The following is a 14,105-nucleotide window of genomic DNA, read 5'->3' as shown; positions in this document are numbered from 1 at the left end:
CGCTGGCAATTGCCGTGACCGCGCCCCTCTCTCCTCATGTCCTCAGCCTCCAAGACCGATAACGCAACAGGCCCCTTGTGGGAGAGGGTGGCTCGTCGCGCAGCGGCGAGACGGGTGAGGGGTATCTATCCTCGCGGACGCTCTCGCGAGCGGAGAGATACCCCTCATCCGGCGCTTCGCGCCACCTTCTACCACAGGGGGAGAAGGGGACAGCATCCGTGTTGCCGCCGGCGATGGCAATCACCCGCCAGATGCGGTTAGATGCCGCGCAACCGGCGGGGAGGAGCAAGCATGACAGAACCCAGCAGCGAGCCAAAGGACGCGACGCCGTCCGTCATCGCCCGGCAAGCGGCGATGCTGAACGCGCTGCCGTTTTCCGACACGCGGGATTTCGACGACGCCGCGCGCGGCTTCCTCGGCACGATCGAGAATGCGACGATCACGAACCCGCAAGGGCGGACGGTCTGGAGTCTCGCGCCTTACGGCTTCCTGTCCACCGAAGAGGCGCCACCCACGGTCAATCCGAGCCTGTGGCGGCAGTCGCGTCTCAACATGCAGCACGGCCTGTTCGAGGTCGTGCCCGGTGTCTACCAGGTGCGCGGGCTCGACATCGCCAACATGACGCTGATCGAGGGCGACAGCGGCGTCATCATCGTCGACACGCTGACCTCGATCGAAGGTGCCCGCGCCGCGCTCGATCTCTATTTTAGGCATCGCGGCCTGAAGCCGGTCGCCGCCGTCATCTTCACCCACACCCACACCGATCACTGGGGCGGCGCGCGCGGCGTGCTGGAGGAAGACGCACTCGCTACTAGCCGCGTGCCGATCATCGCGCCGAACCTGTTCATGGAGCACGCCGTCTCCGAGAACATCATCGCGGGCCCCGCGATGCTGCGCCGGGCGCAGTACCAGTTCGGGCCGCTGCTCGCCAAGGGGACGCGGGGGCAGGTCGATTGCGGGCTCGGCAAGTCGATGGCGGCAGGCTCCGTCGCGCTGCTGCGCCCGACCGATTTGATCATGGCGACCGGCGACAGGCGCGTCATCGACGGCGTCGAATTCGAATTTCAGATGGCGCCGAACAGCGAAGCGCCGGCGGAGATGCATTTCTTCATCCCGCGCTACAAGCTGTTGAACCTCGCCGAGAACTGCACGCACAATTTCCACAATCTGCTGCCGTTCCGCGGTGCCGACGTGCGCGACGCGCTGGCCTGGTCAAAATATCTGGGCGAGGCCTTGCAGCTCTGGGACGGCAAGGCGGAGGCGATGTGCGGCCAGCATCATTGGCCGGTGTGGGGAGCTGAGCGCATCGGCACGATGATCCGGCAGCAGCGTGACCTCTACAAATTCGCGCACGACCAGACCATCCGCCTGATGAATCACGGCCTCACCGCGGCCGAGATCGCCGAGACGATCCAGCTGCCGAAGAGCCTGGAGGGCGCCTGGCACGGCCGCGGCTATTACGGCCACATCCGGCACAATGTGAAGGCGATCTACCAGAAATATCTCGGCTGGTACGATGCCAACCCGGTCAATCTCGATCCGCTGCCGCCGGTGGAGTCAGGCAGGAAATACGTCGAGTATATGGGCGGGGCGGATGCGATCCTGGCGCGGGCACGTGCGGATTTCGACAAGGGTGAATTCCGCTTCGTCGCCCAAGTGCTCGGCCATCTCGTTTTCGCCGAGCCCGATCATGTGGCGGCGCGCGCGTTGCTCGCCGACACGCTGGAGCAGCTCGGCTACGCCGCCGAAAGCGCGACCTGGCGCAACGCCTATCTGTTCGGTGCGCAGGAATTGCGCCAGGGCATGCCGAAGGTGCCGGCGCGCCCGCCGATGCCGCGCGAGACGCTGGCGGCGCTGCGCACCTCGCAGCTCTGGGACGTGCTCGGCATCCGCCTCAACGGCCCCAAGGCCGAGGGCAAGCACATCGTGCTGAACTGGAGTTTTTCCGATACCGGCGAGACCTTCGTGCTCAATCTGGAGAACTGCGCGCTGACCTACACCGAGGGCGTGCAGGTGGAGGGCGCCGATGCCAGCTTCACGCTGACGCGCGCAACGCTTGACGAGGTGATCGCCAAGCTGACGAGCTTTCCGGAAGCCGTCGCTGCAGGGAGGGTCAAGCTGTCGGGCAACCCGATGAAACTCGCCGAGCTGATGGGCCTGATGGACGAATTCCCGCGCATGTTCGAGATCGTGGAGCCGAAGCGGGCGGTGATGAGGTAGGGAAGGCCGTGTTGACGCGCCGAGGACGTCACACTCCGCTGTCGTCCCCGCGAACGCGGGGACGACACTGTTGGTCGGTCTGCGACGCCGTTGGTTGGCTAGCTTACTCCGCGCTGCTCACCAGCTTGATCCGCGGCGACTGTTCCTCGGCGAGGCTGCGGTAGGCGGCGAGGTAATCCAGCGCCATTCGCCGCGCCGTGAAACGCGTCTCGAACTGTTTGCGGATCGCGGTGCGGTCGAGTTGCGGAAGGCGATTGACGACGCCGGCTGCGCTGAGGATGTCCTCGACGACGAAGCCGGTCAGCCCCTCGTCGATGATCTCCGGCACCGAGCCGCGGTTGAAGGCAACCACCGGCGTTCCGCAGGCCATGGCTTCGATCATCACGAGGCCGAACGGCTCCGGCCAGTCGATCGGCAGCAGAAGGCCGAGCGCGCCGCTCAAAAAGTCCGACTTCTCGTGATCGCTGATCTCGCCGATGAACTCCACCAGCGGATTGTTCTCGATCATCGGCCGGATCAGCTCGTCGTAGTAATCCTGGTCGGCACGATCGACCTTGGCCGCGATCTTCAGCGGAATGCCGCAATGGGTCGCGATCTTGATGGCGCGGTCGACGCCCTTCTCGGGCGCGATGCGGCCGAGCACGGCGAGATATTCCTGTTTCGCCGGCTTCGGCGTCAGCAAATTCTCCGGAAGACCGTGATGAATCGTCGTCACCCAGTTCGCCTGCGGCACCGGCCGTCGCTGCGCATTGGAGATCGAAATGACGGGCATCTTGGAGAAGGTGTTGAACACGGGCTGATGCTCCGGCAGGTCGAGCCGGCCGTGCAGCGTGGTCAGGAACGGCGTCGGCTGGCGGTGGAACAACGACCACGGATAATAGTCGAGATGGAAGTGGAGGAAGTCGAACTCCTCGTCGTCACATTTTTGCCGCACGCGCTCCAGCAGCACCATGTGCAGGGCGTTTGGATCGCGCACGGAACCGTCGAGACGGAGCGCCCTCGGCCACAGTGCATCCAGCTTGGCCGAGGTCTGTGAATCGCCGCTGGCGAACAAAGTCACGTCGTGCCCAAGGGCTACCAACTCTTCCGTCAACCAATGCACCACCCGCTCGGTGCCGCCATACAGCTTGGGTGGAACAGCCTCCGTCAACGGAGCTACCTGCGCGATGCGCATCTCACCATCTCCTTGCGATCATAAAGGTTGAAACCCCCCGCCAGTACGGCACCGGCATGCCAGACAAGGGAACGTTCCCGCACTTGCGAAGTTCCTTCCTCCGAACGTTACATCTTCGACACGTCCGCGGGTCGTCTCGATGCTGCCACGACATCTTCTCAGATCGTCCGCATCCGCATGTCGTGATCGCCCGGCCCGGGAACCGAGGCGACGAGGTCGATGTTCAGTCGATCAGTAACAAAACGAAAATCAGCATAACGGGGCGATAGCCATATGGATCATCTTTCTGGATACGCGCGCAGGCCATTTGCCTTTGTCTTGCGCTATCTTCGGATGCGAATCGCATCGCATCTGGTGATCCTGGCCGCGGTCGTTGCAGCGGTTGCCTGCTCCGTAGGCACCCAATACGGAGTCAAATCCCTCGTCGACGCCTTGTCAGCGGGTCCTTCGCAAGGCGGCGGCGTATGGCTGGCATTCATTTTACTCATGTCGCTGATCGCCGCCGACAACTTCCTGTGGCGGATCGCGAGCTGGACGGCGAGTTTCACCTTCGTTCGTGTCACGGGTGATTTACGGCGTGACATATTTCGTCATCTGACCGGACACGCGCCCAGCTACTTCTCGGACCGGATGCCCGGCATGCTGACGAGCCGCATCACCGCGACGTCGAACGCGGTGTTCACGGTCGAGAACATGTTCGTCTGGAACGTGTTGCCGCCCTGCATTGCCACCATTGCGGCAATCGCCCTGATTGGAACCGTCAGTCCTTACATGGCACTTGGCCTGATCGTGATTGCCGGCGGCATGGTGGTTGCGATGTTCCGTCTCGCCGCGGCGGGCAAGCCGCTGCACGACGACTTCGCCGACAAGGCCGCCGTGGTTGACGGCGAGATGATCGACGTCATCAGCAACATGCCGCTGGTCCGTGCCTTCTGCGGTATCGGCCACGAGCACGAGCGGTTCGACGCGACGGTGAACCGGGAACTGACCGCGCGGAGCCGCAGCCTGCGTTATCTGGAAAAGCTGCGGCTGCTGCATGCCGCCGTGACCGTGCTTCTGACGATCGCGCTGATGGCCTGGGCAGTCACGCTCTGGCAGCATGGCGAGGCGACGACCGGCGACGTGGTGCTGGTCTGTACGCTCGGTATTTCCATCCTGAGCGCGACGCGCGACCTTGCGGTGGCGCTGGTCGACGTCACCCAGCACGTTGCGCGACTGACCGAGGCGATCGCCACGCTGCTGGTGCCGCACGATCTGCGCGATCACCCCGACGCCGAGCCGCTGGTGAAGAGCGGCGCGGCGATCGCATACAATAATGTTACCTTCGGCTATCCCGGCGGCGAGAAGATCTTCGAGCGCTTCAGCCTGCGGCTCCAGCCCGGCCAGCGCGTCGGCCTGGTTGGTCAATCCGGCGGCGGCAAGTCTACGTTGTTCACGCTGCTGCAGCGCTTCTACGACACCGATGAAGGCAGCATCACGATCGACGGACAGGATATTTCGAAGGTCACGCAGCTCAGCCTGCGCGAGGCGATCTCCGTGGTGCCCCAGGATATTTCCCTGTTCCACCGTTCCATCCGCGAGAACATCCGCTATGGTAGGCCGAACGCGACCGATGACGAGGTACTGCGCGCGGCGATCGCGGCGCGCTGCGATTTCGTCGAGAGCCTGCCTGATGGCCTCGACACCATGGTCGGCGACCGCGGCGTCAAGATGTCCGGCGGCCAGCGCCAGCGCATCGCCATCGCGCGCGCGTTTTTGAAGGATGCGCCGATCCTGCTGCTGGACGAGGCGACCGCCGCGCTCGACAGCGAATCGGAGGAGGCCATCCGCGAGGCGCTGTCCCGCCTGATGCGCGGCCGCACGGTGATCGCGATCGCGCATCGGCTGGCGACGCTGCGCAATTTCGACCGCGTGGTGGTGCTGAGGGCTGGCAAGATCATCGAGGACGGCGCGCCCGACCGACTGATGCAGGGTCACGGTCCCTACCGTGAGCTGGTGACGCAGGAGATGAGCCGGCTCGCGAAGTTCGCCGCGTAAACCCAACAGTCGCGTTCGCGTTGGTTGCGTTTCGAAACAAGGCGCAGGGGAGCAGCTCATGGCAGCCGAAGCCGTAACCAAGATCATCTCCGTATCGCAGACGGTGGAGGCCGTCGCGGAGCAGACGTTCTACATTCCGATGACGGGGCCCGCCGCGCGGCCGCGGCGGTCCCTGAAACATGACGACACCTTTATCGTGCTCGACAGCCATGGCGACATCGGCGCGTCGGCCGGCGGGCCGGACGGCTTGTTTCACTACGACACCCGCTATCTGGCGCGGCTGGAGCTCGTGCTCGACGATCTCCAGCCGCTGTTGCTCGGCTCCAACCTGCGCGACGACAATTCGGCGCTCACCGTCGATCTCACCAATCCCGACATCTACCGGCAGGGCCGCCTCGTCTTCCAGAAGGACCTGCTGCACATCGTGCGCACGATTTTCCTGTGGCGCGGCACGGCCTATCAGCGCATCGGCGTGCAAAACCACGGCGACGGCCGCGCCAGTTTCGAGCTGACGCTGCTGTTCGACAACGACTTTGCCGATCTGTTCGAGGTCCGCGGCGAGCGCCGTCCGCGCCGCGGGACCGGCACGAGCAAATTGCTCGGGCCGACCGACGTGCTGTTCGAATATCGCGGCCTCGACGACACCGAGCGCACTACGGGCCTGCATTTCGACCCGCGTCCGACGCGGCTGTCGGTGAATGCCGCGACCTGGCAGCTCGAGCTTGACCCTCATGAATCGAAATCGCTGTTCGTAGCCGTATCCTGCAACCGTCCGGTCGCCGAGAAGCCCGCACGCTTCTTCAGGGGCTTGCTCGCCCATCGCCGCGAGATGCGCCGGTCCACGATGGGCGCCGCCAGCATCGAGACCTCTAATAACATCTTCAACGAGGTGCTGTGCCAGGCCATGGCCGACCTCAACATGCTGATGACGGAGACGCCGCAGGGGCGTTATCCCTATGCCGGCATTCCCTGGTACTCGACGACGTTCGGCCGCGACGGCCTGATCACCGCGCTCCAGATGCTGTGGGTCGATCCGCGCGTCGCCAAGGGCGTCTTGCGCCGGCTCGCGCATTTCCAGGCCAAGGCGACAGATCCGCTCGCCGATGCCGCGCCGGGCAAGATCCTGCATGAGATGCGCGGCGGCGAGATGGCGGCGCTGCGCGAGGTGCCGTTCGCGCAATATTACGGCAGCGTCGATTCGACCGCGCTGTTTGTCCTGCTCGCCGGGAGCTATTTCGAACGGACCGGCGACGAGAAGACCTTGATCGAATTATGGCCGGCGATCGAGGCGGGGCTGGCCTGGATCGACGGTCCCGGCGATCCCGACCAGGACGGCTTCGTCGAATACCAGCGCGCCACAGAGAAGGGACTCGCCAACCAGGGTTGGAAGGATTCCTACGACGCGATCTTCCATGCCGACGGCCAGCTTGCGGAAGGCAACATCGCGCTCGCCGAAGTCCAGGGCTACGTCTACGCCGCCAAGCTGCTCGCCGCGCGTTGCGCGCTGCGGCTCGGCAAGCCGGACCGCGTGCGCAAGCTCGAGGCCGAAGCCAGGACGCTGGCCGAGCGCTTCGAGAAGGCATTCTGGTGCGAGGAGCTCGGCACCTACGCGCTCGCCCTCGACGGCAGGAAGCGGCCCTGCAAGGTGCGGACTTCGAACGCCGGCCAGGTGCTGTTCAGCGGCATGATCCGCGAGGACCGTGCCCGCCTCGTCGCCGCCGATCTGATGCGGCCGCATTTCTTCTCGGGCTGGGGTATCCGCACCGTCGCGCAGGGCGAAGTGCGCTATAACCCGATGTCATATCATGACGGGTCGATTTGGCCGCACGACAACGCGCTGATCGCGCTCGGGCTCGCGCGCTACGGCCTGAAGCATTCGGTCGCGCATGTCTTCAAGGGGCTGTTCGACGCGGCCACCTATATGGACCTGCGCCGGTTGCCCGAATTGTTCTGCGGCTTCCGGCGCGAGAAGCGGCGCGGCCCGACGCTCTATCCGGTCGCCTGCGCGCCGCAGGCCTGGGCCAGCGCGACGCCGTTCACGCTGCTGGAGGCGGCGCTCGGCATCGAGTTCGACGTGGCGCGCAGCGAGATTCGCCTGCGCAACCCGCATCTGCCGGCGTTCCTCAACGAGGTGATCCTGCGCGATCTCAGGCTCGGCGATTCCAGCGTCGATCTTCGCGTCAGCCGCCACGGCGACGACGTGGCGCTGGAAGTCTTGCGCACGCGCGGCCAGATCCAGGTGTCGATCGTGCTGGCGCGCTAGCGGCGCGCGGGGAGAGTGTCATGCGTGCGATCGGAGCGTTGTTCCTTGGCATAGCCATCGTCGCGGGCCTGGCGGCGGCCACGTCGCGCGCTGCAGAGGAGCCGCCTGCAGGGCAGAGCGAGGCGAAAGCGCCGACGGCACCGTCGCCGACGTCGGCCGTCCCTGTCACGCCGAAGGACGCCGCGCCGCCGCCGTCGGTGACCATCATCGGCGCGAGCGAGGCCCATGGCGTGCTCGGCCGCGACGTGCGTAGCGCCGCGGATGAAGACATGGGCCGCATCGTCGACGTCATCGTCGACCGCGGCGGCCATGTCCGCGCCGCAGCCATCGATTTCGGCGGATTTCTCGGCGTCGGCAGCCGCAAGATCGTGGTGGATTGGAACGCATTGCGCTTCGGCAAGATTGCCAACAAGAAAGACAGCATCACGCTGGAACTGACCAAGGCGCAGGTCGCGGCCGCGCCCGAATACAAGGAAGACACGCCGATCGTCGTGCTCGGCGCATCCGGCAGCCTTCAACCGCTGCAAGCGATCCAGTGAGGTGCCGGGAGGGCTGACCGCCTGTGCTGTTGTCGAGGAAGCCGAACCATGCAGATCGTGACGGCCGCGCCGAGCAGGACAACGTCGCCGCGCCATCGGCCGCGGGCATTCCTGCGCCGTCGCGCCAGAGCCTGCGCGGCCTCGACTGGTTCATCTTCTTCCTCGCCGACGTGCAGACCGGATTCGGTCCCTTCATCGCGGTCTATCTGACGACCCAGAAATGGACCCAGGTCGAGATCGGCCTCGTGCTGTCGATCGGTGGTATCGTCGCGTTGATCGGGCAGATGCCGGGCGGGGCGATCATCGATGCCGCGAAATCGGAGCGACTGGTCGCCGCCCTCGCGATCGCGACCATCGGCGCTTGCGCGCTGGCCTATGCGGCGATGCCGATCTTTCCCGTGGTGGTGGCCGCGGCCACCTTGCACGCGGCGGCGAGCTGCGTGCTGGGGCCGGCGATTGCGGCGATCAGCCTTGGTCTGGTCGGCCCGTTCGCGATCGGCGAGCGGCTCGGCCGCAACGCGCGCTTTGCCTCCCTCGGTAACGGCGTTGCCGCGGCGGTGATGGGTACCGCGGGCTATCTGTTGTCGAGCCGCTCGGTCTTCCTGGTCACCTTCCTGCTCGCGATCCCCACCCTGATCGCGCTCTCGCGCATCCGTGAGAATGAGGTCGACATCGCCCGCTGTCATGGCGAGATGCCGCGCGAATCGGCGGATCGCGGCGACACCAACATCTGGCACCTGATCCGGCAGCGTCCGCTCATCGTCTTCGCGCTCAGCGTGCTGCTGCTGCAACTCGCGAATGCCGCGATGATGCCACTGATGGCGAGTGCAGTGACGGCGCGGTCCGCCCAATGGGCGACAGTGCTCGTCGCCTTTTGCATCGTCGTTCCGCAAGCGATCGTGGCGCTGCTGTCACCGACGGTCGGCCGCAAGGCGCAAGCGTGGGGCAGGCGGCCGCTGCTGCTGATCGGGTTCGGTGCGCTGGCGATTCGCGGCCTGTTGTTTGCGACCGTGCGCGATCCGTATCTGCTGGTCGCCGTGCAGGTGTTTGACGGCATCACCGCGGCGGTGTTCGCGGTGATGATTCCGCTGATCGTGGCCGACGTCGCCTTTGGCAGCGGCCATTTCAACCTGGCGCAGGGCATCGTCGGCACCGCAACCGGCATCGGCGCGTCGCTGAGCACGGTGCTCGGAGGCTATGTCAGCGACAAGTTCGGCAATGCGACCGCCTTCATCGGGCTGTCGGGTGTGGCCGCGACCGGGCTCTTGCTGATTCTCTTCGTGATGCCGGAGACGCGGCGCACGGCATGACTCGAGGCCGAAAGAAAAAGGCCGGCCGAAACGCGTTCGGCCGGCCAAGTGGGTAGGAGGAGGAAGATCAGGCGAAGCTCAGGCGTCGAGATGTTGCAGGCGCTGGCGGTTGCGCAGCACGATCTGGCGGGCGCCGGAGAAGCCCAGAATGCCCTGGGCGTGGAGCTGCGACAGCGCGCGCGACACGGTTTCGAGGGTGAGGCCGAGATAGTCGCCGATGTCGCGGCGGCACATCGGCAGCGCCATCATGCCGGCAACGGCGAGGCGGCGGTCCATTTCGAGCAGGAAGGTCGCAACACGCTCCATCGCGGTCTTGCGGCCCAACAGCAGCATGTGGTCCTCGGCATGGCGCAGCTCGGAGGCGGTCATGGCCCAGAGCTTGCGGGCGACCTGGACGTCGGTGCCTGCGGCCTTCTCGAGGCTGGCGCGCTTCACGAGACGCACGGTGGTGTCGATGATGGCTTCGGCAGCAAGGCGGTGAGCGGGACCGGATTCGAGGCCGAATACGTCGCCGGGAAGATGGAAGGCGCCGATCTGGCGGCGGCCGTCGGACAGGAGCTTGTAGCTGCTCACTGCGCCGGACACGACCTGGTAGACATATTCGGCCGGCTCGTCCTCGCCATAGATCTCCTCGTCCTTGCGGTAGGAGAACTCGGTGGCGACGAGGCCGACATGGCCGGTGATGGCGCCGAACTGGTCGGTAACGGGATGGCCGGGGGCGATCTTGCCAACAATCTGGGTGTTGATCGCCTGGGTGTTGAGGGTCTGGGTGAGCATCTGCGCCATCTCCGTTGTGATGACGCTTTGGTACGCGGTATCGGGGGCTTCGAAAATTTCGAGCGATATCTTAAGGGGGTCTACCTACGTAGAATCCCGTAGGTCACGAGCGGGGGCGGTCCTGAATGGCGCGGCGAATGCGCTTGATCAGGGTTTCGTCGAGAAGCGGCTTCAAAACCACGTCTTTGACGCCCGCCGCAGCCGCACGGGTCGAGATGTTCTCGTCCGGATAGCCGGTGATCAGGATCACGGGGGCGCCGCGGTCGGCCTCGCGCAGGCGGCCCGCAAGCTCGATGCCGTTGATGTCGGGCATCTTGTAGTCGATCACGTAGCAGTCCGCCCCGCGCGCGCCGCCGGCGTTGAGCAGCGCGGTGCCGCTCCTGAAGGTCCGCACGGCAAAGCCGTCGGTTTCCAGCAGGAACCGCAGAGAGCCCAGGACGGCGGCATCATCATCGACCACGTAGACGGTGGGGAGCGCTGAGGACGACGGCCGCTCGTGATGTGAACCGACCTCGATCATGCTGCTTGGCTAGCACGGCGCCGGGAAGGGGCCTTGACTTGGCTCAATCCCGTTTGCCCCTATCCGACGTGCCTCAATCGTTGAGCATGCCGGCGCGCATTGCGAGGCGGACCAGCTCCGACAGGCTGTTGGCTTGCATCTTGGTCATGACGTTGGCGCGGTAGACCTCGATGGTGCGCGGGCTGATGTCGTATTCGCGGGCGATCAGCTTGTTGGACAGGCCCGCGATCAGCCCCTCCATGACCTGGCGCTCCCGGGGGCTCAAGGAGGCGACGCGGGCGGCGATGTCCTGGGTGACGGCGTCGCTCTTGGCGGCGGGCTCGGCCTGGCGGATCGCCGATTCGATCATGGTGGTGAGGCGGTCGTCCTCGAACGGCTTTTCCAGGAAGTCGACCGCCCCTAGCTTCATCGCCTCGACCGCGAGCGGCACGTCGCCATGACCGGTCATGATCAGGATCGGAAACGGGCTCTGCTGCGCCTTCATCCGCTTGAGCAGCTCGATCCCGTCGAGTCCCGGCATGCGCACGTCGGAGACGACGCAGCCGAAGGCGAGGCCGGGCAGGGCGTCGATGAAGCTCTGCGCATTGTCGAACAGCGTGACGCCGAAGCCGGCGGAATCCAGCAGGAAGTTCAGCGAATCCCGCATCGCCGCATCGTCGTCGATGACGTAGATATGTCCCTTGGTGGTCATGAATTGGTTCTCGTCAGTCAGTTCTCGGCGGTCGCCGGCAAGGTGAAGCGGAATGTCGCGCCGCCCGATGCATTGCTCTCGGCCCACATGCGGCCGCCGTGAGCCTCGATGATCGAGCGGCTGATCGACAGTCCCACGCCCATGCCGGTTTCCTTTGTGGTGAAGAAGGTCTGAAACAGGTTTGGAATGACGTCGCCCTGGAAGCCGGAGCCGGTGTCGGAGACCTCCACCTCGATCATGTCGTCGGCGACGCGGGTGTTGGCGACGACGAGCTCGCGGCGCGACGACTGCGCCATCGCCTCCAGCGCGTTGCGGAACAGATTGACCAGCACCTGCTGGATCTGCACCCGGTCGGCGAGGACGAGATCGGCGTCGGGATCGAGGCTGAAGCGGAGCTGCACGTTCTGCTCGCGCGCGCCGGCGAGCCCGAGCGCGCCGGCCTCCTCGATCAGCTTGGACAGGCTCTCGACCCGCTTCTCCGACTCGCCGCGCGAGACGAAGTCGCGCAGACGCCGGATGATCTGACCAGCGCGCAAGGCCTGCTCCGCAGCGCGATCCAGCGCGCTTTCGATCTTCGGCGTGTTCGCGTCGGTGCTGCCGGCGAGCAGCCGCCGCGATCCCTTCATGTAGTTGCTGATCGCGGCCAGCGGCTGGTTGAGCTCGTGGGCGAGCGCGGAGGCCATTTCGCCCATCGCGGTCAGTCGCGAGACGTGGACCAGCTCGGATTGCAATTCCTGGAGCCGGGCCTGGGTCTGCTGGTGCTCGGTGAGGTCGCGGACGAATCCCGTGAAATAGGGCTCGCCGGCGGATTCCATCTCTCCGATCGACAGGTGCATCGGAAAGGTCGTGCCGTCGCGGCGCTTGCCGGTCACGATGCGGCCGATGCCGATGATGTGCGGATCGTTCGTGGAGCGGTAGCGGGCGATGTAGCCGTCATGGCGGGTGCGATCGGGCTCCGGCATCAGAATGCTGACGTTCTGACCGATTGCCTCGTGCTCGGACCAGCCGAACAGGCGCTCCGCAGCCGTGCTGAACAGCTGCATGATGCCGTGGCCGTCGATGACGATCATGGCGTCGGGAATAGTATGGAGAATCGAGCGGAGGTGGGTCTCGCGCGTGCGCAGCGCCTCCTCGACCTGCTTTTCCTCGTCGATGTCGAGAAAGATGCCGCTGAGATGACGCGCCGTGCCGGCTTCGTCCCGAATGAGTCCGGCCCGGGCGCGGATCCATTGCCCGTTGCCTGAGGTGTTCGCGACCTTGAAAGACACGTCGAAGCTGCCGCCACGCTCGGAAACGCGCTTGATTGCGCTCTCGACCCGCTCCCTGTCCGTCGGTTGAAGCCGCGACAGGAAGAGATCGTAGCTCGCCGGCTGACCCGGCTCGACGCCGAGCAGGGCTCTGGCGGTATCGGACCAATCCAATTCCCGTGTCGCGAGGTCGAGATCCCAGGTGCCGACGCCAAACCCTTCGATCCGAACGCGAAAACGTTCGCCCCCACCGTCGTCCTGCGAGTGCGTTACGCGGGTCGGCGACAAATGATGTTCCTCATCCTGATGCGGCGGCTCCGGACGCGGTTACCGCTCCCCTAATGTCGCCTAAGGCCGGGCCGGAGGCAAGTTCTGTCGGCTTGCCGATTGACGGCAAGTCGGGCGCCGGCGCCCTCCTTGATCTATCTCATCCCGATGTGCGGAGGCAGGCGTAAATTTTACCAAAGTCTTTGCACTGGAGAATACCGATGACATACGCGACGGTGATGGTCAGCCTGGCGCTCGACCAGTCCAACGAAGCGCGTCTTCAGGTCGCGGGCGAACTCGCCGAACGATTCGAGGCCACGCTCGTCGGGGTTGCTGCAGCCCGGTTTACGCCGCCGCTTTATTTCACCGACGGTGCGGAGGCCCAGCGCCTGATCGATCAGGAGGAGGCCTCAGTCAAGCGGTGTCTGGGCGATCTGGAGGCGGAATTCCGCGCCGCGACCCGGACTCGCGGCGGGCGCGTGGAATGGCGCTGCGCCACGGATTTTCCCACGCGGTTCGTCCTGGCTCAGGCGCGCTGCGCCGACATCATCGTCAGCGGCGGGCAGAGTCCGGCCTTCTCCGATGCCTTTTCGCTCGCAAGCCCCAGGGACTTGGTGATGCAGGTCGGCCGACCGTTGCTGGTGGTGCCTGATCGAATCAACTGGCTCGATCTGCGGAATGTGCTGGTGGCGTGGAAGGACACGCCGGAGGCGCGGCGGGCGGTGGCCGATGCGCTTCCGATGCTGCGCAAGGCAAGAGACGTCACCATCGCCACAATTCCGGAGCGCGACGACGACCGTTCGGTCGTCATGGCCGGCGTCACCGACGTTGCCGCCTGGCTCGCCCGCCACGGCGTCACCGCGGCCGCGCGGATCTGCGAAGGCGCCCGGAACGAAACCGCCGCCGCGCAATTGGAGAAAGTCGCCGGCGACGTCGATGCCGGACTGATCGTTGCGGGTGCCTATGGTCATTCGAGGTTTCGTGAATTGATCCTGGGAGGCGTCACCCAATATCTGGTCACGCAGACCGCCCGCAGCGTGCTGCTGTCGCACTGACGGCC

General features: G+C 65.4%; 11 protein-coding genes. 6 read left to right on the top strand and 5 right to left on the bottom strand.

All coding sequences use genetic code 11. The features are described 5' to 3' along the window. Window positions 1-291: 291 nt before the first annotated feature. Window positions 292-2,220, top strand: coding sequence for an alkyl/aryl-sulfatase (locus GGD67_RS36340; RefSeq protein ID WP_179739631.1), 1,929 nt, complete (start codon window positions 292-294; stop codon window positions 2,218-2,220). Window positions 2,221-2,323: 103 nt separating this feature from the next. Here the strand turns inward: GGD67_RS36340 and GGD67_RS36335 are convergent, their stop codons facing one another. Continuing rightward, window positions 2,324-3,394 (bottom strand): glycosyltransferase family 4 protein, encoded by a 1,071-nt coding sequence (locus tag GGD67_RS36335; RefSeq protein WP_018322729.1) that lies wholly within the window; start codon window positions 3,392-3,394, stop codon window positions 2,324-2,326. A 273-nt stretch (window positions 3,395-3,667) separates the two neighbouring features. On the opposite strand from GGD67_RS36335, the gene GGD67_RS36330 reads away from it, so the two are divergent. From GGD67_RS36330 to GGD67_RS36315, 4 genes are read left to right on the top strand one after another with little or no spacing between them, the layout of a single operon-like run. Then, entirely contained in the window at window positions 3,668-5,431 is a 1,764-nt protein-coding gene (locus GGD67_RS36330) for an ABC transporter ATP-binding protein (RefSeq protein ID WP_092259756.1), read from the top strand. Between the two features lie 58 nt (window positions 5,432-5,489). Beyond that, on the top strand, window positions 5,490-7,694 hold the full coding sequence (locus tag GGD67_RS36325; RefSeq protein WP_179739628.1) for an amylo-alpha-1,6-glucosidase: 2,205 nt from the start codon (window positions 5,490-5,492) through the stop codon (window positions 7,692-7,694). A gap of 20 nt (window positions 7,695-7,714) precedes the next feature. Further along, complete coding sequence (locus GGD67_RS36320; protein ID WP_018322732.1) at window positions 7,715-8,233, top strand: PRC-barrel domain-containing protein; 519 nt, start codon at window positions 7,715-7,717, stop codon at window positions 8,231-8,233. A 23-nt stretch (window positions 8,234-8,256) separates the two neighbouring features. Next, window positions 8,257-9,543 (top strand): MFS transporter, encoded by a 1,287-nt coding sequence (locus tag GGD67_RS36315; RefSeq protein ID WP_018322733.1) that lies wholly within the window; start codon window positions 8,257-8,259, stop codon window positions 9,541-9,543. 78 nt (window positions 9,544-9,621) lie between these two features. Here GGD67_RS36315 and GGD67_RS36310 read toward each other — a convergent pair whose 3' ends face one another. The 4 genes from GGD67_RS36310 to fixL form a co-directional block, all read right to left on the bottom strand. Then, window positions 9,622-10,320, bottom strand: a complete 699-nt coding sequence (locus tag GGD67_RS36310) for a helix-turn-helix domain-containing protein (protein WP_026202804.1) — start codon at window positions 10,318-10,320, stop codon at window positions 9,622-9,624. Between the two features lie 103 nt (window positions 10,321-10,423). Next, window positions 10,424-10,840, bottom strand: a complete 417-nt coding sequence (locus GGD67_RS36305; RefSeq protein ID WP_179739625.1) for a response regulator transcription factor — start codon at window positions 10,838-10,840, stop codon at window positions 10,424-10,426. Window positions 10,841-10,913: 73 nt separating this feature from the next. Further along, entirely contained in the window at window positions 10,914-11,531 is a 618-nt protein-coding gene (fixJ, locus tag GGD67_RS36300; protein WP_018322736.1) for a response regulator FixJ, read from the bottom strand. Between the two features lie 17 nt (window positions 11,532-11,548). Further along, entirely contained in the window at window positions 11,549-13,066 is a 1,518-nt protein-coding gene (gene fixL, locus GGD67_RS36295; protein ID WP_018322737.1) for a sensor protein FixL, read from the bottom strand. Window positions 13,067-13,266: 200 nt separating this feature from the next. On the opposite strand from fixL, the gene GGD67_RS36290 reads away from it, so the two are divergent. Continuing rightward, window positions 13,267-14,100 (top strand): universal stress protein, encoded by an 834-nt coding sequence (locus tag GGD67_RS36290; protein WP_179739622.1) that lies wholly within the window; start codon window positions 13,267-13,269, stop codon window positions 14,098-14,100. The last annotated feature ends 5 nt before the right edge of the window (window positions 14,101-14,105 follow it).

It is taken from the genome of Bradyrhizobium sp. IAR9, from assembly GCF_013408065.1.
Taxonomy (GTDB): Bacteria; Pseudomonadota; Alphaproteobacteria; order Rhizobiales; family Xanthobacteraceae; genus Bradyrhizobium.
This window is presented reverse-complemented; position numbering and strand designations above follow the sequence as displayed.

Coding starts and splice junctions, on each gene's coding strand:
- GGD67_RS36340 (WP_179739631.1), top strand. CDS start 292: ATGACAGAACCCAGCAGCGAGCCAAAGGACGCGACGCCGTCCGTCATC.
- GGD67_RS36290 (WP_179739622.1), top strand. CDS start 13,267: ATGACATACGCGACGGTGATGGTCAGCCTGGCGCTCGACCAGTCCAAC.
- GGD67_RS36310 (WP_026202804.1), bottom strand. CDS start 10,320: ATGCTCACCCAGACCCTCAACACCCAGGCGATCAACACCCAGATTGTT.
- fixJ (WP_018322736.1), bottom strand. CDS start 11,531: ATGACCACCAAGGGACATATCTACGTCATCGACGACGATGCGGCGATG.
- GGD67_RS36335 (WP_018322729.1), bottom strand. CDS start 3,394: ATGCGCATCGCGCAGGTAGCTCCGTTGACGGAGGCTGTTCCACCCAAG.
- GGD67_RS36330 (WP_092259756.1), top strand. CDS start 3,668: ATGGATCATCTTTCTGGATACGCGCGCAGGCCATTTGCCTTTGTCTTG.
- GGD67_RS36305 (WP_179739625.1), bottom strand. CDS start 10,840: ATGATCGAGGTCGGTTCACATCACGAGCGGCCGTCGTCCTCAGCGCTC.
- GGD67_RS36320 (WP_018322732.1), top strand. CDS start 7,715: ATGCGTGCGATCGGAGCGTTGTTCCTTGGCATAGCCATCGTCGCGGGC.
- GGD67_RS36325 (WP_179739628.1), top strand. CDS start 5,490: ATGGCAGCCGAAGCCGTAACCAAGATCATCTCCGTATCGCAGACGGTG.